General features: G+C 67.6%; 16 protein-coding genes. 7 read left to right on the forward strand and 9 right to left on the reverse strand.

Annotated features, from left to right (window positions below; all coding sequences use genetic code 11):
* Window positions 1-272: 272 nt before the first annotated feature.
* Window positions 273-2,762: a PAS domain-containing sensor histidine kinase gene (locus L5876_RS13895; RefSeq protein WP_236956958.1), complete on the forward strand. Its 2,490-nt coding sequence runs from the start codon at window positions 273-275 to the stop codon at window positions 2,760-2,762.
* Between the two features lie 87 nt (window positions 2,763-2,849).
* Here L5876_RS13895 and L5876_RS13900 read toward each other — a convergent pair whose 3' ends face one another.
* Window positions 2,850-3,170 (reverse strand): 2Fe-2S iron-sulfur cluster-binding protein, encoded by a 321-nt coding sequence (locus L5876_RS13900; protein ID WP_236956959.1) that lies wholly within the window; start codon window positions 3,168-3,170, stop codon window positions 2,850-2,852.
* 115 nt (window positions 3,171-3,285) lie between these two features.
* On the opposite strand from L5876_RS13900, the gene tsaE reads away from it, so the two are divergent.
* From tsaE to trxA, 6 genes are all read left to right on the forward strand, one after another.
* Window positions 3,286-3,756 (forward strand): tRNA (adenosine(37)-N6)-threonylcarbamoyltransferase complex ATPase subunit type 1 TsaE, encoded by a 471-nt coding sequence (tsaE, locus tag L5876_RS13905; protein WP_236956960.1) that lies wholly within the window; start codon window positions 3,286-3,288, stop codon window positions 3,754-3,756.
* On the forward strand, window positions 3,734-4,828 hold the full coding sequence (locus tag L5876_RS13910; protein ID WP_236956961.1) for an aminoglycoside phosphotransferase family protein: 1,095 nt from the start codon (window positions 3,734-3,736) through the stop codon (window positions 4,826-4,828). Before tsaE ends, L5876_RS13910 begins: the two co-directional genes overlap by 23 nt.
* A complete protein-coding gene (locus L5876_RS13915; protein WP_236956962.1) occupies window positions 4,825-5,547 on the forward strand; it encodes a nucleotidyltransferase family protein in 723 nt (240 codons plus the stop codon). The genes L5876_RS13910 and L5876_RS13915 overlap by 4 nt, the downstream gene beginning before the upstream one ends.
* Complete coding sequence (addB, locus tag L5876_RS13920) at window positions 5,544-8,579, forward strand: double-strand break repair protein AddB (protein ID WP_236956963.1); 3,036 nt, start codon at window positions 5,544-5,546, stop codon at window positions 8,577-8,579. Before L5876_RS13915 ends, addB begins: the two co-directional genes overlap by 4 nt.
* Window positions 8,576-12,085 carry a double-strand break repair helicase AddA gene (addA, locus tag L5876_RS13925; protein WP_236956964.1) on the forward strand — a complete coding sequence of 1,170 codons (3,510 nt, stop codon included), beginning with the start codon at window positions 8,576-8,578 and terminating at the stop codon, window positions 12,083-12,085. Before addB ends, addA begins: the two co-directional genes overlap by 4 nt.
* 90 nt (window positions 12,086-12,175) lie before the next feature.
* Window positions 12,176-12,511, forward strand: coding sequence for a thioredoxin TrxA (gene trxA, locus L5876_RS13930; protein WP_236956965.1), 336 nt, complete (start codon window positions 12,176-12,178; stop codon window positions 12,509-12,511).
* Window positions 12,512-12,567: 56 nt separating this feature from the next.
* Here the strand turns inward: trxA and L5876_RS13935 are convergent, their stop codons facing one another.
* The 8 genes from L5876_RS13935 to L5876_RS13970 form a co-directional block, all read right to left on the reverse strand.
* Window positions 12,568-13,890 (reverse strand): folylpolyglutamate synthase/dihydrofolate synthase family protein, encoded by a 1,323-nt coding sequence (locus L5876_RS13935; RefSeq protein WP_236956966.1) that lies wholly within the window; start codon window positions 13,888-13,890, stop codon window positions 12,568-12,570.
* 6 nt (window positions 13,891-13,896) lie between these two features.
* On the reverse strand, window positions 13,897-14,805 hold the full coding sequence (accD, locus tag L5876_RS13940; protein ID WP_236956967.1) for an acetyl-CoA carboxylase, carboxyltransferase subunit beta: 909 nt from the start codon (window positions 14,803-14,805) through the stop codon (window positions 13,897-13,899).
* On the reverse strand, window positions 14,802-15,599 hold the full coding sequence (gene trpA, locus L5876_RS13945; protein ID WP_236956968.1) for a tryptophan synthase subunit alpha: 798 nt from the start codon (window positions 15,597-15,599) through the stop codon (window positions 14,802-14,804). The genes accD and trpA overlap by 4 nt, the downstream gene beginning before the upstream one ends.
* A complete protein-coding gene (locus L5876_RS13950; RefSeq protein ID WP_236956969.1) occupies window positions 15,596-16,069 on the reverse strand; it encodes a hypothetical protein in 474 nt (157 codons plus the stop codon). Before L5876_RS13950 ends, trpA begins: the two co-directional genes overlap by 4 nt.
* 65 nt (window positions 16,070-16,134) lie before the next feature.
* Window positions 16,135-17,349 (reverse strand): tryptophan synthase subunit beta, encoded by a 1,215-nt coding sequence (gene trpB / locus L5876_RS13955; RefSeq protein WP_236956970.1) that lies wholly within the window; start codon window positions 17,347-17,349, stop codon window positions 16,135-16,137.
* Between the two features lie 112 nt (window positions 17,350-17,461).
* Window positions 17,462-18,100, reverse strand: a complete 639-nt coding sequence (locus L5876_RS13960; RefSeq protein ID WP_236956971.1) for a phosphoribosylanthranilate isomerase — start codon at window positions 18,098-18,100, stop codon at window positions 17,462-17,464.
* 68 nt (window positions 18,101-18,168) lie between these two features.
* Window positions 18,169-18,588: a large conductance mechanosensitive channel protein MscL gene (gene mscL, locus L5876_RS13965; RefSeq protein WP_236956972.1), complete on the reverse strand. Its 420-nt coding sequence runs from the start codon at window positions 18,586-18,588 to the stop codon at window positions 18,169-18,171.
* A 73-nt stretch (window positions 18,589-18,661) separates the two neighbouring features.
* Entirely contained in the window at window positions 18,662-18,946 is a 285-nt protein-coding gene (locus L5876_RS13970) for an integration host factor subunit beta (protein ID WP_236956973.1), read from the reverse strand.
* Window positions 18,947-19,078 lie beyond the last annotated feature (132 nt).

Raw genomic sequence — 19,078 nt, forward strand, 5'->3', positions numbered from 1 at the left:
CGAAACCGCTACATCCTCGACTTCGTCCGAAACTACAACCAGACCCGCCTGCGATGTCTCGATTACGAAAGCCCCGCTCAGCGCCTCAACAATCTCACGGGACACAACACGAAAGCCGGGGTCCAGATTGTCTGCTGGTCTGGATTCCGGCCTTCGCCGGAATGACGTTCAGACTGCCTTAGCGTTCGCCGCAGCGGCGCGTTAACGCTAAAGTCCCGATTCGGGCGAATCATGGGCGCGCGTCCAATCGAGGGGGCCAACGGAAACGGGGCATGTCCACAGGCGCTGAAAGCATCCAGATCGCGACCCTTGTCGTGACCGCCGGAGCGGTGATGTTCGCCGTCGCCGCGAGCGTCTGGGCGATGCGCGTCACCACGGGTGCCCGCGCCGCGCAGGCGATCTGGAAGCGCCGCGTCACCGATCTCGAAGACAAGCTGACCCGCGCCGATTCCACCTTCGGCGCCTATCCCGGCCTCGTCCTCGTGTGGGACACGCCGCCCGATCTCGCCGGCGGCGCGGTCGAGGACTGGGCCAAGCCGCGCATTTTCGGCTCGCCGTCCGCGCTGGCCAGCCTCCTGAAATTCGCCGAAGCCGCCGACGGACCCGATCCGGGCAGTTTGCTGCTGGAAGGCGTCGCCGATTACGAGGCCCGCGCCGCCGACGGCGAGGAAACCACGCTTCGCCGCCGCTTCGCCCAGCTGGTGACCGAAGGAAAGCCGCTGTCGCTGACCATCCTCGGGCCCGAGGGCCGCTTCCTCGAGGCCGACGGCCGCGCCGCCGGCCTGCAGATCGCGCTTTTCCTGTCCGACGCGACCATTCGCGGCATGGAGATTTCCGGCGCGCGCGGCCGGATCGAGGAAAGAAGCCGGATCGTCGAGGCCGACCCGGCCGCCTTCCTCGACACGCTGGAACGCGCGCCCTTCCCGGCCTGGCGGATGAATGCCTCCGGGCGCCTCGAATGGGCCAATGCCGCCTATGCCAGCGCAGTCGATGCGAATGACGCCGCCGATGCGGTCTCGCGCCAGATCGCGCTCGATCCGGGCCTCAAGGGCCAGGCGGGCGAGGCGGTGAAGGCCGGCGAAGCCATCGCCAGGACTCGGCCAGTCGTGATCGGCGGTAAGCGCCGCGCGCTCGACCTCGTCACCTTCCCGGTCTCGGGGGGCGCGGCCGGGTTCGCGCTCGACGTGACCGAGGCGGAAGAGTCCAAGGCCGCGCTCAAACGCTTCCGCCGCGCGCATGACGACACGCTCAACCACATGGCCGAGGCGGTCGCCGTGTTCGACCGCGGTCAGCGCCTCGTCTTCCACAACACGGCGTTCGAACATCTTTATTCGCTCGACCAGTCCTGGCTGAACGACCGGCCGAGCCATGGCGAATTGCTCGACCGGCTGCGCGAAAAGCGCCTGCTGCCCGAACAGGCCGACTACACGGCGTGGAAGAAGGGCGAGCTGGCCCGCTATGACGCCGCGCCGGGCGAGGAAAGTCCCGACGAGCTGTGGCCGCTGCCCGACGGGCGGACGCTGCGCGTCGCGCGCCAGCGCCACCCGCTGGGCGGGCTGATGCTGATCTTCGAGGACAAGACGGACGAGCTGGCCCTTCGCGCCCGCTACAACACGCTGATCAACGTCCAGCGCGCGACGCTCGACAAGCTGCACGAGGCGGTCGCGGTGTTTGGCTCGGACGGCCGGCTGCGCCTGCACAACACCGCGTTCGAAAGCCTGTGGAAGCTGTCGGCCGCCGATCTCGAAGGCCAGCCGGAATTCGAGAAGATCGTAAAGCGCTGCGAAGGCCTGCACCCCGACGCCGAAGCCTGGGCAGAAATGAAGGCGCGCGTCACCGACCCTTCGCCGCAGGCGCGCAAGCACGTCACCGGCGAATGGGTGCGCTCCGACGACAAGGTGCTGACCTATCTGTCACGTCCGCTGCCGGACGGAGCGACGCTGATCGCCTGGGACGATGTCACCGACTCCCGCCGGATCGAGGAGGCGCTGCGCGACCGGGCCGAGGCGCTCGAGGCCTCCGACCGGATCAAGAGCGAATTCGTGGAGCATGTCAGCTATCAGCTGCGCACGCCGCTCACCACGATCTCCGGCTATACCGACATGATCATGCAGGGCTTCGCCGGCGAATTGTCCGACCGCCAGCAGGGCCCGATGACGGCGATCAAGGAAGCCTCGGAAGAACTCGCCAAGCTGATCGACAACGTGCTCGACGTCGCCGCGATCGATGCCGGCCAGCTCGAGCTGGAACTGGGCGATGCCGATCTCGGCGCGATCGCCGAGGACAGCGCCGCCTTCTTCGCGGCCAAGGCCGAACATTCCGGTGTGAAGATCGTGCTCGACGACCAGACCGGCGACGACCGGCTGATCCGCGCCGATGCACGCCGGCTGAAACAGGTCGTCCTGAACCTCCTGTCGAACGCGATCCGCCACACGCCCAAGGGCGGCACGGTGACGATCGCGCTTGCCCACAAGGACGGCACGGCCAGCATCGCGGTGAAGGACGAGGGCGAGGGGATCGATCCTGAACGCCTGGCGCGCGTCTTCGAACGCTTCGAGCGCGGCGTGCGCGGCGGGGCCGGGCTCGGCCTGGCACTGGTCAAGGAGATCGTCGAGCTGCACGGCGGCTGGGTGGATCTCGAATCCGAACCCGAACGCGGCACCACCGTGGTCGTGCACCTGCCGGAGGAAGCCGCCGAAACCCATGCCGCCCCGGAACTGGACCTCAAAGGCCGGATCAAGGGCGAGGCGAAGGCGGTTTAGGCCCACCGTCATTCCCGCGAAGGCGGGAATCCAGAGCAACCGAAAGACTGGACTCCCGCCTGCGCGGGAGTGACGGAATTGTGAATCCTATCCCTGAAATTCGGGCAGGCGCACGATCAGGCCGTCGAGTTCCGGCGTGACCTTGATCTGGCAGGACAGGCGGGAATTGGGCTCCACCTCGGACGCGAAGTCGAGCATGGAGTCTTCCATCGAGGAACGTTCGCCGGCCTTGGCCTGCCAGGCCTCGTCGACATAGACGTGGCAGGTCGCGCAGGCGCAGGCGCCGCCGCAGTCGGCGTCGATGCCCGGCACCATGTTGCGGATCGCGCCTTCCATGACGGACAGGCCGTCCGGCACATCGATTTCGTGCCTGGTCCCGTTGTGCTCGATATAGGTGATCTTCGCCATGTCGCTTTCGTCTTGAGGCTGGTGCGGTTCAGCGCAGGCAATTGGCGGGCGAGGCGCGCGAAGTCAAGCTTGAGCCCGCTTGCCCGCATCGCCGCGCTTCGCTAAGCGCGAGGGCATGACCGGTTATTCGCTCGATTTCCCCCTGACGGACGCCGCGGCCACCGCGCGTTTCGGCGCGGCGCTCGGCGCGCGCCTGAGAGCGGGTGACACGATCCAGCTGGTCGGCGATCTGGGCGCCGGCAAGACGACGTTCGCGCGCGGCATGATCGCGGCGCTCGCGGGCGTCGAGGATGCGCCGAGCCCCACCTACACGCTGGTCCAGGCCTATGAGACCCATGACGGGACGCCGCTGCTGCATGCCGATCTCTACCGGATCGAGGACGAGAGCGAGCTGGACGAGCTGGGCCTCGAGGACGCGTTCGAGGACTCCATTGTCCTGATCGAATGGCCGGACCGGATGGGGCGTCGCATGCCGGAAGGCGCATTGACGCTGAAGCTGAGCCTCGCGCCGGAGGGGCGCATGGCGCATATCTCGGGCGGGACGGAATGGAAGGACAGGCTCGATGGATTCGACCCGCGCGGCTGAACGCACGGAATTCATCGCCGAAGCGGGCTGGGACGATGCGCAGGTTCAGCCCTTTCCGGGCGATGCGTCGACAAGGCGATATTTCCGCCTCACACGGGATGGCGAGACCGCGATCCTGATGGATGCGCCGGCAAAGGCGGAAAGCGCCGCCTGCCCGCCGGACGCGACGCCGGAAGAACGGGTGAAGCTCGGCTACAATGCGCTCGCGCGGCTGGCCGGACCCAATCTGACCGCCTTTACCGGCCTCGCCAGCGAGCTGACCGCGCGCGGATTTTCCGCGCCGCGCATCCTCGCCGCCGACATGGGGCGCGGCTTCCTGCTGCTGGAGGATCTCGGCGACCGCTTGTTCGTGCATGCCATTGCCGAGGGCGAGAACGAACAGGCGCTCTACGAGCATGCGATCGACACGCTGGCGGCGATCTACCGGTCGAGCTTTCCCGATCGCCTGAGCTATTCCGGGGCCGAATGGCCGCTCCTTGACTATGACGCGCCGGCGCTCGGGGCCGAGACGGGGCTTTTCCTCGATTGGTATGCGAAGCATCGCGCCGGGGAAGTCAGCAACGCAGCCCGCGCCGAGTGGGACGCGATCTGGAGTGATCTGTTCGGCGCGCTCGACATCCATGCCTCCGGTCCGGCGCTGCGCGACTATCACGCCGAAAACCTTCTCTGGCTGCCCGAACGCGACGGGCCGGCGAAGGTCGGCCTCCTCGACTTCCAGGACGCGCTCTTTGCCCACCCGGCCTATGACCTCGTCTCGCTGATCGAGGATGCGCGCCGCGACGTGGACCCGGCGCTCGCCGCACCGCTGAAGCGCCGCTTCATGGACAAGGCCGCGCTTTCGGGTGCGGAGGCGTTCGACACCGCCTATGCGGTGCTCGGCGCGCAGCGGAATGCGAAAATCCTCGGCATTTTCATCCGCCTGTCGGAGCGGGACGGGAAGCCGAAATATCTCGACTTCCTGCCGCGCGTCGCCCGGCATTTCGTGAATGACCTTGCCCATCCCGCGCTCGCGCCGCTGAAACGCTGGACCGAGATCCACGCCCCGGCCGTGTTCGAGGAAGCGAAACGATGACCCGGATCACGACCGGCATGGCACTGGCCGCGGGGCTCGGCACGCGGATGCGCCCGCTGACGAATGACCGGCCAAAGGCGCTGGTCGAGGTCGGCGGGAAAGTCCTGCTCGACCATGCGCTTGACCGCTTCGCGGCGGCGGGCGTCGACCGGGCCGTCGTCAACATCCACCACTTCGCCGAGAAGATGCGGGCGCATATCGAGGCCCGCACGGGCCAGCCGGACCTCGTCATCTCCGACGAGACGGGCGAACTCCTTGAAACCGGCGGGGGCATGGTGAAGGCGCTGCCGCTGCTGGGCGAGGACCCGGTGCTGGTCAGCAATATCGACGCGGTCTGGGTCGATCGCGGCGCACCGGAACTCGTGCGGCTGATGGAGGCCTGGGACCCTGCGCGGATGGACGTGCTGCTGCTGCTCGCGCCGATGGAGAACACGCTCGGTTTCGACGGGGCGGGGGATTTCTTCCTCGAACCCGACGGCCGGCTCGACTGGCGCGGCGATCGCGCGAGCGCGCCCTATGCCTTTGCAGGCGCGCATATCGTGCATCCGCGCGTCTTCGCCGGCGAGACCACCCGCCGCTTCTCGCTGACCGGGATCTGGAAGCGTTTATCCACCGAAGGCCGCCTGCACGGCCTTCCGATGGAGGCGTTCTGGATGCATGTTGGCGATCCGCGTGCCCGCGACGAGGCGGAAGCGCGCCTCGCCTCGGGGATGATGTGACCGCCAGCGTATTCGACCGTCCCAGCCCACGCCTTTTCACCCTGCCGCCGGGCAGCGACTTCCTGCGCGCCGTGGCCCGGCAGGTGCTCGCCGAGACCGAGGCCACGGGCCCGGAAAGCCTCGCCGACATCACCATCCTGACCCCGACCCGCCGCGCGGGACGCGCGCTGATCGAGGCCTTCGCCGCCGAACGGGGCGGAACGGGCGCCGCGATCCTGCCGATGATCCGGCCGATCGGGGATGTCGACGCCGACGAGCCACCCTTCGAGCCGGGCGAACTGGCCGACGCGGCCCCGCCCGCCATCGACCCGGCGCGGCGGCATTTCGAACTGACCCGCCTGATCCTCGCGAAGGAGACATCGGCCGGACGCACGATGACGCTCGGCGCGGCGATGGCGCTGGCCGAACCGCTAGCGGTGCTGATCGACGATTACTGGACCGAGGAGACGGGCGATTTCGCCGCACTCGGCGAGCGGATCGCCAGCGTGTTGCCGGCCCATCTCCAAGAATCGGTGGACTTCCTGTCTATCGTCATGAAGGCTTGGCCACTGCGGCTGGCAGAACTGGGGATGAGCGACCCGGCGCAGCGGCGCTCCGTCCTGTTGCGTGCACTGGCCGAACGCTGGCGCGAGACGCCTCCGCGCGGGCCGGTCTTCATCGCCGGATCGACCGGCTCGATCCCCGCCGCTGCCGATCTGATGGCCGCCGCGGCGATGCTGGAAAAGGGGTGCGTGATCCTGCCCGGGCTCGACACCGAGGCGGATGATGCCGCCTGGGATGCGATCGACGTGTCGGACTCGCAGCACCCGCAATGGCCGCTCAAGGCCTTCCTCGACCGGATGGGCGTGAAGCGCGGCGATGTGAAACTCCTGCCGAGCGAGGGCGAGACGCCCGCCATGCGCGCGCGCCAGCGCGTCATCGCCGAAGCCCTCCGCCCGGCCGAGGAGACGGCTGACTGGCTGAAACGGATCGACCGGATCGGCGAAGGTCAGGGGGCGGACTATCTCAAACGCGGGTTCGAGGGATTGTCGCTGGTCGAAGCCCCCGGCCCCGAAGCCGAGGCGCTCGCCATCGCTCTGATGCTTCGCGAGACGCTGGAGACGGCGGGCAAGACCGCGATGGTCGTGACGCCCGACCGGGCGCTGGCGCGGCGCGTCTCGGCGCATCTCCAGCGTTTCGGAATCCGGCTCGACGATTCCGCCGGTCTTTCGCTGGCCGAAACCGGCGCGGGCGGCTTCCTGCAGCTCGTGCTCGACCTCGCGCTCGAACCGGGATCGGCGCTTGCGTTCACCGCGCTGACGGCCTCGCCGCTTTTCGCCATCGGGCAGGCGCGCGAGAGCCGTCTGGCGCTTATTCGCGCGATCGATATCGGCCTGCGCGGCCCGCGCCCGGGCCGGAATTTCGACGCGCTGAAACGCCGCCTGACCGATACCGGGAACCGCGCAAGACCGCGTGAACCGGAATCCGCGCTGGCCCTGATCGACCAGCTGGCCGCCCTGTTCGACCCGCTTCTCGACGGGGGTGCAAAGCCCGCCGCCGACTGGGCGCGGGCACATGCGCAGATCGCCGAGGCGGTGGCCGAGTCCGACCGTCCGGGTACGGAGCGGCTGTGGGGCAGTGAGGGCGGCGAGGCAGCGGCATTGCTGGTCCGATCCTTCCTCGAAGAAGCCGACATGCTGCCCGATCTCACGCTTGCCGACTATGCGGCGGCGTGGCGGGAAATGGCGGGGGCAAGACGCGTCCGGCCGCAAGGGGATCTGCATCCGCGCCTGAAACTTCTTGGCCCGCTGGAAGCGCGCGGGCTGAGCGCCGACCTTGTGATCCTCGCGGGCCTCAATGAAGGCGTCTGGCCGGCCGGGCTAGGCGCCGATCCGTGGATGTCGCGCGGCATGCGGCTCGAAGCGGGGCTCGGCGCGCCTGAGCGCCGGATCGGCCTGTCGGCGCATGATTTCGCGCAGGCCGCCGCCGCGCCGGAAGCCATACTGACGCGCTCGGTGAAGGTCGATGGCGCTCCGGCGGTCGCCTCGCGCTGGGTCTGGCGGCTGGAAATGCTGGCGCGCGGTACCGATGCCGGGGCCGAACTGCTCACTCCCAAGCGCGACTGGCTGAGCCTCGCCGCCGCGCTGGATCGGCCGGTTGCGGTCACCCCCGCCCCACCGCCAAAGCCTGCCCCGCCGGTCGAAGCCCGGCCGACGAAGCTGTCCGTCACCGCGATCCGGAAATGGATCCGCGATCCGTATGCGATCTATGCCGGTTATGTCCTTGGCCTGAAAAAGCTCGACGCCGCCGATCTCGAGCCAGAGCACCGCGAGCGCGGCTCGGCCTGGCATGGCGTGTTCGAGGATTTCGTCCGTGAATTCGGCGACCAGGTTCCGGGCGATGCCGTCGACTGGCTGGCGGAGCGCGGCGGCGAAGCCATCGCGCTGGCCGGGTTTGACGACAGCCGGAGGGCGCAGGAAGAGATCCGCTTTGCCCGCGCCGCGCGGTACTTCCTCGACTGGCACCGGGCGAGGCTGGCGCTGGGCCTGAAACCCGCCGGGATCGAGGTGAAGGGCAGCTGGAGTGACCCCGAGACCGAATTCACGCTGCATGGCCGGGCCGACCGGATCGATCTGACGCCGGACGGGTTGCTCGACCTGATCGACTACAAGACCGGCGTGCCGCCCAACAAGAAAGCGACGAAGGCCGGCTTCGAACCGCAATTGCCGCTGACCGCGTTGATCGGCAGTGAGGGCGGGTTCGAAGGCGTGGCCGCGGGCGATCCGGGCGGGCTGATCTATGTGCGCATCTCCGGTAGCGCGAAGCCGGGCGAGGAGGTGCGGGTCGACAAGGACGACCCCTCGGCGGAGTTGCGCGACCAGTATCTGGACATATTGCGCAAGCTGATCGCCGAGTATGCCGACCCGGCGACGCCCTATCTGTCGCAACCGCGCGCGCAGTATACAGACGATTATGGCGACTTCGACCAGCTTGCCCGCCGCGGCGAGTGGGCTGACAGCGCTGCGGGCGAGGGCCAGGGGGAGACGTCATGACCTCCGTCATCGATCTCGCCAGCGCCGCGCAGGCCCGGGCCGCCGATCCCGCCTACAACATCTTCGTCGAGGCGAATGCCGGGTCGGGTAAGACACGGGTGCTCGTCGACCGGGTGACGCGCCTCCTTCTCAACGGGGTCGCGCCGGACACCATTCTCTGCCTGACCTATACCAAGGCGGCCGCGGGGGAGATGAAGACGCGGCTGTTCGACCGGCTGGGCGGCTGGTCAGTGCTGGCCGACGAACCGCTCAAGGACGAGTTGGAGCGGCTGATCGGCGAGCCGTCGCGCGACGACCTGACCCGCGCACGCCGCCTGTTTGCCCGCGCGCTCGAGACGCCCGGCGGCCTGAAGATCCAGACCATCCACGCCTTCTGCGAAAGCCTCCTCAAACGCTTTCCGCTGGAGGCCGGGGTTCCGCCCGGTTTCGATGTGGTCGACGAGGCGCATGCCGACCGCTTCCGCCGGATCGCCCGCACAGAGGTGATGCGGGCCGCCGGACGCGACCCGGTGATGCGCGCGGCGCTCGAAACCCTCGCGGCCCGGTCGAGCGAAGCGCTCGATTCCGTCCTGACCGAAGCGGTTTTCGACCGACAGCGTCTCGGCGATTTGTTCGACGATCCGGGAACGGACGGCCTGATCGCGCAGCTGCACGATGCACTCGGCGTGCCCGAAGTCCTGACCGCCGACGCGGCCCGGACCGAAGGCTGGGAGGCCGCACCGCATGACGCGCTGGCTTCGGCGCGCGACCAGCTTCTAACCGGTGGCAAGCAGGATTCGGCGAAGGGGGAAGCGCTGGCCCTTGCCCTGTCCGCCCCGGACAATGCCGCCGCCTTCGATGCGTATTGCGCCGCCTTCTTCACCGGGAATGGCGAGAAGACGCCGTTTGCGAAACTGCTGACCAAGGGGTTCGCCGAGAGCTTCCCGGCCATCGCCGCGCTTTTCGACGACGAGTTGAAGCGCATGACCGACGCGCGTGACCGCGTGCGCGCCGCGCAGGTCGCGGGCGATACGGCGGCGGCGCTGCGGATCGCGTCGGTGTTTCTGTCCGCATACGGCGACGCGCTGACGGCGGCCCGAAAGCTCGACTTCTCCGATCTCGTCCATGCCGCCGCGCGCCTGCTCAAGCGTTCGGAAGCCGCGGACTGGGTGCGCTACCGGATGGATGGCGGCATCAGCCACATCCTCGTCGACGAGGCACAGGATACCGCACCGGAGCAATGGTCGCTGATCCAGGCGATTGCCGACGAATTCTTCGCCGGCGGGCGGGAGACGGAGGAGACCGTCTTCTGCGTCGGTGACGAGAAGCAGTCGATCTATTCCTTCCAGGGAGCGGACCCGAAGGGTTTCATCTCCTGGGGAGAGCGGCTGGCCGGACAGGCGACGATGGCGGAGAGGAAGTTCGAGCGGCCGGGCCTCAACGCCTCCTTCCGGTCGTCCGGCCTTGTCCTTGCCGCCGTCGATCTCGCCTTCGGCCCGGAAGGCGGCGCGCCGGAGGTGAAATATCTCGTCACCGAGGAGACACGCTACGCGCGCAGCGAGACCGCCTTCACGCGCTACCAGTCGCACCTGCCCGCCTTCGACAAGCCCGGCACGATCGAGATCTGGCCGCTGGTGCCGAAGCCGGAGAAGCCGGAAGACATCGACCCGTTCAGCCCGGTCGATCTGGACACGCCGGGCAGTCCGAAGATGCAGCTCGCCAGTGCCATCGCCGGCGAGATCGACCGCATGCTGAAGGCCGGCGAGGCCGTCCCCGATCATGCCCATGAGGGCGGGGTGCGCGCCGTGCGGCCGCAGGACATCATGATCCTCGTGCGCAAGCGCGACGGCTTCTTCACCGAGGTCATCCGTCAGCTGAAAATCCGCAATGTGCCGGTCGCGGGGGCGGACCGCATGGTGCTGACCGAGCAGGTCGCGGTGCAGGATCTGCTCTCGCTCGCACGTTTCGCGCTCAATCCGGATGACGATCTCTCGCTTGCCGAAGTGCTGAAGTCTCCGGCCTTCCATGCGGCGGGCGGGCCTTTTGTGCTGGACGATGCCGCGCTCTACCACCTCGCCTATGATCGCGGCCGCAAGACGCTGTGGCAGGTGCTGCGCGAAAGCGCCGATCCGCGCTTCGCCGAGGCGAAGGCGGCGCTGGAACGGGTTCTGAACTCGGCGCGGACGACCGGGGTTCATGTCGTCTTCGCGCGCTTCCTGGGCGAGGTGACGCCGACCGGAGAGACGCGGCTGAAGCGTTTCTTCGCCCGGCTGGGCGAGGAACAGCGCGACGCGATCGAGGAATTCCTCGCCCGGGCGCTCGCCTTCGAACGCGAGGAGACGCCGTCGCTGACCCGCTTCGTCGGCGCAATGGACCGGGAGACCGGCGACATCAAGCGCGAGATGGAGGCCGGGCGTGGCGAGGTCCGGGTGATGACGGTTCACGCCTCGAAGGGCCTTGAGGCGCCGATCGTCTTCCTGCCCGACACGGTGTCGCCGCCCTCGCCGGGGTCGAAATCCTCCCTTTTCCGCTCGCCCGAGTTCGGCTGGGTCTGGGGGCTGAAGACCGATGCCGAACCGGAACTGCCCGCCACCCTGCGGGCCGCCGAGGCCGAGAACGCCGAAGGCGAGAGCTGGCGCCTGCTCTATGTCGCGCTGACGCGCGCGGAAAGCCGGCTGATCGTGTGCGGCGCGGCACTGGGCAATCGCAAGGAGGGTCTCGCCGAACGCAGCTGGTATGAGCGGCTGAATACGCTGTGGGCCGGGGAAAGCTGGGCGGAGTTCGACAGCCCGGTGCCCGGTGCGACGGCTCCCGGCCGCCGCCTCGGCGATGTGCCGAGGGCGCTCGGGGCCGCAAGGCGTGAGACCGGGGAAGACGCGATCCCCGAATGGGCGGTTTCGCCCGCCCCGGCCGAGCACGCGCCGCGCCGGTCGATGGCGCCGTCGCAGCTGGCCGCGGTGGCCGAACCGGCCATGCTGTCGCCGCTATCGGGCAGCCAGGCGCACCGCTTCCGGCGCGGCAATCTGGTCCACAAGCTCTTGCAGACCCTGCCCGACCTGCCGGAAGAGCGGCGCGCGGGCGCGGCCGAGCGCTATCTGTCGCGGCAACCGGACTTGCCGGACTCCGAACGTGCGGAGATCGCGGCCGAGACGCTGCGCGTCCTCGGCCATCCCGACTTCGGACCGATCTTCGGGCCTGGCAGCCGGGCGGAAGTGTCGATCGGCGGGCATGCGCCGGGCCTTCCCGAAAATGTGACCTTGAGCGGCCAGATCGACCGGCTCGTCGTGACGGCGGACGAAGTCCAGATCATCGACTACAAGACCAACCGGCCGCCGCCCGGCGATCTCTCCGGCGTGGCGGATATCTACTGGATGCAGATGGCCGCCTACCGCGCGCTCCTGCAGGCGATCCACCCGGGCAAGACGGTGCGGTGCGCGCTTCTCTGGACGGACGGGCCGCGCCTGATGGAATTGCCCGGCGAATCCCTTGATGCTGCACTCGCGAAGGGCTTTTCCGCACAGGCGTGAAAACTTGACGATACCCCCACCGCTTCCTAGGTGAGGGCCAGTTTCCGGCAGCCGCCGGAGTGAGTCGCAATCTCAGCAAAGGAGCCGGTCATGGCGACCAAAGCCGTCAGCGATGATGCATTCGAAGCCGACGTTCTCAACGCGCAGGGTCCCGTTCTCGTGGACTTCTGGGCGGAATGGTGCGGACCGTGCAAACAGATCGCCCCGGCCCTCGACGAGATCGCCAGCGAGATGGGATCAAGCATCACCGTCGCGAAGGTGAATATCGACGACAACCCGATGACGCCGGCGAAATATGGCGTGCGCGGCATCCCGACCCTGATGATCTTCAAGAACGGTCAGGTCGTGTCGACCAAGATGGGCGCGATGGCCAAGGGCAAGATCGAGGAATGGATCAAGGACACGCTGGCCAGCGTCGCTGCCTGATCTTTTTCGAACGGAGCGTTTCGAGAAGGGCGCGGACTTCGGTCCGCGCCCTTTTTCTATCCCGGTGTCTTCTGCGGCGTGACGCCTTCGATCTCGGCGAGCAATTGCCCGGCGAGATAGAGCGAGCCGCACACGAGGATGCGCGGCGCAGGGCGGGTGAGCGTCAGCGCCCGGCCGATCGCGCCGATCAGCGTACTGCCGCTGTCGCACATGATGTCGGCGGCCCGCCCGGCGGCCTTGACCTCGGCGAGGGTCTTGGACGGCTCGCGGCCGGTGTCGAACTCCACCGCGACGACCCAGCGCGCCAGATCGGTGAAGTGCTTCAGATAGGCGAGCGCGTCCTTCGAGGCGGAAAAGCCGCAGACGAGGACGAGCGGCATGGAGCGGCGCGCTTCGAGATCGGCCATGGCGCGGGCCAGCGCCTCGCCGGCGGACGGGTTGTGCCCGCCATCGATCCAGAGCTCGCCGCCGCCGCCTTCAACCAGTTCGACGATCTGCCCCCGTGTCAGGTGCTGCAGCCGGGCCGGCCATTGCACCGTTCCAAGCCCGGCGCGGACCGCTTCCTCGCCGAGGCCGAGCGCGCGCGCCGCGGCGATGGCGATCCCGGCATTGTCGATCTGGTGGCCGCCGGTCAGACCCGGGGCGGGCAGGTCCCAGACGAGGTTCTCCTCCTCGAACACGATCCGGCCCTGCTCGCTCCAGCAGCGCCAGTCGCGGTCATGCAGGGTGATCGGTGCGGACTTTTGAAACGCCTCGCGCTCGATGACGCGCAGCGCCTCATCCTCTTGCGGGCCGATGATGGCGGGGATGCCGGATTTCAGGATGCCCGCCTTCTCTCCGGCAATGCCGCCCAGCGAATCGCCGAGATAATCCTGATGGTCGAGGCTGACCGGGGTGATGACGGTCAGTTCCGGCCTGGCAATGACATTCGTCGCATCCCAGCGCCCGCCGAGGCCCACTTCGAGGATGACCCGGTCGGCCGGGGTTTCGGCAAAGAGGAGGAGGGCGGCGGCCGTCGTCGCTTCGAAAAAGGTGATCGACCGGCCGTCATTGGCCGCTTCGACGCGTTTGAGGGCATCGATCAGGCGGGCATCGTCGACCGGCTGGCCGCGCAGCTCGATCCGCTCGTTGAAGCGGACGAGGTGCGGCGAGGTGTAGAGGTGGACGCGCTCGCCCGATGCCTCGCACATGGCCTTCAGGAAGGCGCAGACCGAGCCCTTGCCGTTCGTGCCGGCGACATGGACGACGGGCGGCAGCTTTTCATGCGGATTGCCGAGCGCGGCCAGAAGCCGTTCGATCCGGTCCAGAGACAGGTCGATCGAGCGCGGATGCAGTCCGGCGAGGCGTTTCAGCACCTCGCCGGTGGTCTCGGCGGTCATGTCCGGTCAGCCTTCGCTGGCGTCCGGCAAGGCGACGGCGCGGCTGTCGCTGGTCGCGGCCGGGTTCGGTCCGGTGCGCTTCATCAGCGTGCGAAGGATGCGCGACAGCACGCCGCGCAGATCGCGGCGGTGCACGACCTTGTCCACCATGCCCTTGTCGAGCAGGTATTCGGCGCGCTGGAAGCCCGGCGGCAGTTTCTCGCGGATGGTCTGCTCGATCACGCGCGGGCCGGCAAAGCCGATCAGCGCGCCCGGCTCGGCGATGTGGACATCGCCCAGCATGGCGTAGCTCGCCGTCACGCCGCCCGTGGTCGGATCGGTGAGGACGACGATGTAGGGCAGGCCCGCCTCGCGCAGCTCCTCGACCGCCAGCGTGGTGCGGGGCATCTGCATCAGGGAGAGGCAACCTTCCTGCATGCGCGCGCCGCCCGCGGCGGTGAAGACGACCATGGGGGTGCGGTGCTCGACCGCCGTGTGCGCGGCCTTGATGAAGCCCTCGCCCGCCGCCATGCCCAGCGACCCGCCCATGAAGGCGAAGTCCTGAACCAGGACGGTGGTCTCCACGCCGCCGATATTCCCGACGCCGATCGCCATCGCGTCCTCGCGGCCAGTCTTCTTGCGGGCCGCGGACAGGCGCGAGGTGTAGGGCTTGTCGTCCTTGAATTTCAGCGGGTCCTTCGGGACGTCCGGGATCGGGATTTCCCGCCAGACGCCGTCGAAGGTGAATTTGAAGCGCAGATCGGGGCCGATGCGCATGTGATGCCCGGCGGGCGTCACATAGAGGCCGGCTTCCAGATCCTTGTGGAAGACCATCTCGCCGGAGACCGGGCATTTCACCCAGAGATTCTCCGGCGTGTCCCGCTTGGAGAACATTTTCTGCACGCCCGGAGGCGTGAGTTTTTCAAGCCAGCTCATGAAGCGTCCCGCATTGCACCGCGCACGGCGGCCGACAGGCGTTTGACCAAGTCTATAGCAGCTTGTGTGCCGCCGTCATGGTTGGCGCTGACAATCGCCGACCCGACGACCACGGCGTCCGATCCCTTGGCGATCTCGGCGGCCGCCTCCTCGGTGCGCACGCCGAAGCCGACGACGACGGGCAGGCCGGTCGCCTTGCGTACCAGCGCGACGGCGGCGCTGACATCGGTGGCTGCGCCGATCCCCGCCCCGGTGACTCCCGTCGTGGAGACGTAGTAGACGAAGCCGCCCGAACCTTCCGCGACGGTCTTGAGGCGTTCGTCATCGGTCGTCGGCGTGGCGAGGCGGATGACGGAGAGGCCGTGTGCGGCCAGCGCGTCGCGCAGCGGTTTGTCCTCCTCGGGGGGCAGGTCGACGCAGATGATGCCGTCAACGCCGGCCGCCGCCGCGTCGGTCGCGAAATCCGCCCAGCCATAATGGTGGATCGGGTTGGCATAGCCCATCAGGACGAGGGGCGTATCGGCATGCTTCGCGCGGAAGGCGCGGGCCAGCTGCAGCGCCTTCTTCGTATTCATCCCGCCTTTCAGTGCGCGCTGTCCGGCCTCCTGGATGGCGGCGCCATCAGCCATCGGGTCGGTGAAGGGCAGGCCGAGCTCGATCACGTCCGCCCCGGCGCCCGGCAGGGCATCCAGCAAGGCTTCCGTGTCGCCGTCCCCGGCCATGACATAGGCGACGAAGCCGGCGCGGTTCTCCGCGCGCAGGCGGGCGAAGGTGGTTGTGAAGCGGGAGGTCATTCGGTCGACTCGGTCAATTCAACGCCGCAACTCATAGAGCTGGCACTTTGTAGATAGGGACTAGTCAGATCGACCTCACGAACTTCGAGAGGCTCAAGCGAGAATGCGACGGGATCAGTTTGCCAAAGCGCCATATCGCTATCGTGGAACAGCGCACAACGGAGGGTTCCACTGCGGGTCTCTAGCGTCCGATTGACCAAAAGCACGCGGGCTTCGCCCTCTTCCTCGTCCGGGCGCGGGTCACGACTGCGCGGCGCATCCGGGTAGTAGATGGTTTCGAAATGCGTCACAACGAAAAGGACACCGCCTTCGTCGCGCCAGCTACCAGTCGGGTTGCTGATGTTCGGGATCGCTGCGGCAGCACTAGAGAAGAGCATCGCAGCAAAGACTGCGATAATGGCAGTGATCCATCCCCCCTCCGGTCCTTCGGACCACCTCCCCCGCAGGCGGGGGAGGAAAGAGAAGGGCACCACCGGTTTTCCTCCCCCGTTTACGGGGGAGGTGCCGAGCGCATGCGAGGCGGAGGGGGGAGCCCTCACAGCCCCACCCCCAGATGCTCCGCCACCGCGAAGACGTCCTTGTCGCCGCGGCCGCACATATTCATCAGGATGGTCTTGCCCTTCCCGAGCTCGCTCGCGAGGTCGCGCACCCGCGCGAGCGCGTGGGCGGGTTCGAGCGCCGGGATGATGCCTTCCAGCTTCGCGCAAAGCTGGAACATTTCCAGCGCCTCTTCATCGGTAGCGGAGAGATATTCCGCGCGCCCGGCATCGTGCAGGAAGGCGTGTTCCGGCCCGATGCCCGGATAGTCGAGCCCGGCGGAGATGGAGTGGGCGTCGATGATCTGGCCGTCCGCGTCCTGCAGGAGATAGGTGCGGTTGCCGTGCAGGATGCCCGGCTCGCCGCCATTGAGGCTGGCCGCGTGTTCGCCGGTCTCGATCCCCTTGCCCGCGGCCTCGACGCCGATCAGGCGGACGCTCTCGTCCTCGAGGAAGGGGTGGAAGAGGCCCATGGCGTTCGAGCCGCCACCGATGCAGGCGACCGCCGCGTCGGGCAGTTTCCCGATCCGGTCCAGCATCTGGGCGCGCGCCTCGCGGCCGATCACCGACTGGAAGTCGCGGACCATGGCCGGATAGGGGTGCGGGCCGGCGACCGTGCCGATAACGTAGAAGGTGTCCTTCACATGCGTGACCCAGTCGCGCAGCGCCTCGTTCATGGCGTCCTTCAGCGTGCCGGTGCCGGAGGTGACGGGCACGACTTCGGCGCCGAGCAGCTTCATGCGGAAGACGTTGGGCTTTTGCCGCTCGATATCGGTCGCGCCCATGTAAACGATGCAGGGCAGGCCGAAGCGCGCCGCGACCGTGGCGGTGGCGACGCCGTGCTGGCCCGCGCCGGTCTCCGCGATGATGCGGGTCGCGCCCATTCGCTTGGCCAGCAACACCTGACCCAGGCAATTGTTGATCTTGTGCGCGCCGGTGTGGTTGAGCTCGTCGCGCTTGAACCAGATGTCAGCGCCGCCGAATTCTTCCGTCAGGCGCTCGGCGAAATAGAGCGGGCTCGGACGGCCGACGAAATCGCGCGCGAATTCATCGAGCTCCGCCTTGAACTCCGGGTCACTCTTCGCCGCTTCATAGGCTTTCTCGAGCCGTAATATGTTGGGCATCAGCGTTTCGGCGACGAAACGGCCGCCATAATCGCCGAAGCGGCCTTGCGCGTCGGGCCATTGCGAAAAGGCGTTGGGGCGTGAGTTCATTTCTTGTCTCCCCCCACCCTGTCCCTCCCCCGTGGGGGGAGGGAATGAAACGCCGGCGCGACTCCCTCCCCTTGAGGGGAGGGTCGGGGTGGGGTGCACACGGCAAAACACGTCATTTTCGGCACTCTTCGAGAAAGCGGGCCATGAGGGCGTTGTCCTTCACCCCCGGCGCGGATTCCACGCCCGAGGAGACATCCACCGCCCCGGCCCCGGAGGCCGAAACGGCGGCGCGGACATTGGCGGGGGTCAGCCCGCCGGACAAGAGCCAGGGACGGGAAATCGCAGCGCCTTTGAGGAGCGTCCAGTCGAAGGCCTCGCCCCAGCCGCCCGGACGACTGGCGTGTTTCGGCGGTTTGGCATCGAACAGGAGCATGTCGGCGGCGTCGGCGAAGGCAGTGACAGCGGCAAGGTCTTCCGCCTCGCGGATCGGCAGCGCCTTGATGACGCCCTTTCCGGCATAGGCCTTCGCCGCGCTTACGCGGTCCGGGCTTTCCGACCCGTGCAGCTGTATCCAATCGGGTTTCAGCCTGTCCCTTATGTCGGCCAGCAGGGTGTCATCGGCATTGACGGTGACGGCGACAATGTCCGCCTTTCCGCGCGCCCGGTCCGCCAGAGGGGCGGCGTTCGCTGGTACGACATGGCGCGGGCTGGGCGGGAAGACGACGAAGCCCAGAAAGCGCGCCCCGCCTGCGAGCGCGGTATCGACCGCGTCCGGCGTCGTCAGACCGCAAATCTTGGCATCGACCGGCATGGCTTGTCCCCGAAACGAAAAGGGCGGGGCTTGAAGGCCCCGCCCGTCCCGAATGTCAGATAGTCCGCTCAGCCCTTCTTGAGAAGGTCGCGGATCTCTTCCAGCAGTTCTTCGTTGCGCGGCTTGGCCGGCGGCTGTTCCGGCACGTCGTCGGCCTTCTTCTCCTGCATCCTGTTCATGCCCTTGATCATCAGGAAAAGGGCGAAGGCCAGGATCAGGAAGGAAATGATGTTGTTGATGAAGAGGCCGTAATTGATCGTCGCGGCCCCGGCCTCCTGCGCGGCGGCAAGGCTCTCATACTGGGCATCGCCCAGCACGATGAAGAGGTTGGTGAAGTCCACCCCGCCCAGAAGCAGGCCCAGCGGCGGCATCAGAATGTCGTCCACGAAGGAACGGACGATGGTGGAGAACGCCCCGCCCAGAATGAAGCCGACCGCGAGGTCGACGACATTGCCGCGCATGGCGAATTTCTTGAATTCGTTGAACATGATTCAATCCCTCCCCGGATTCGTGTCCGGGGAAAGATTGAACCGCAAATCCCGGAAGGGAAAGCGAAAAGCCTCAGCGCGAGGCGTCGACCCGCTCGCGGAGTTCCTTGCCCGTCTTGAAGAAGGGCACGTATTTTTCCTTCACCGAGACGGGGGTGCCGGTGCGCGGATTGCGTCCGTCGCGGGCCGGGCGGTGGCGCACGGAGAACGCCCCGAAACCGCGCAGTTCGACCCGGTCGCCGCGTGACAGGGCTTCGGCGATCTCGTCGAACACGGTGTTGACGATCCGCTCCACATCCTTGTGGAAGAGATTGGGATACGCCTCGGCCAGACGGGCGATCAGTTCCGACTTGATCATGCCATGCATCCTCGGGCGGTTATCAGGACCGGAAGCCTGCCTTCATCAGCAGGTTGCGTCAATGAAGACCGCGCACTTGCCGCAAAAAGTGAACAGCCGGAGGGTTGCCCCTCCGGCTGTCCATCACGTCAG

The sequence above is a fragment of the Hyphobacterium sp. SN044 genome (genome assembly GCF_021864465.1).
In the GTDB taxonomy this organism is placed as follows: Bacteria; Pseudomonadota; Alphaproteobacteria; order Caulobacterales; family Maricaulaceae; genus Hyphobacterium.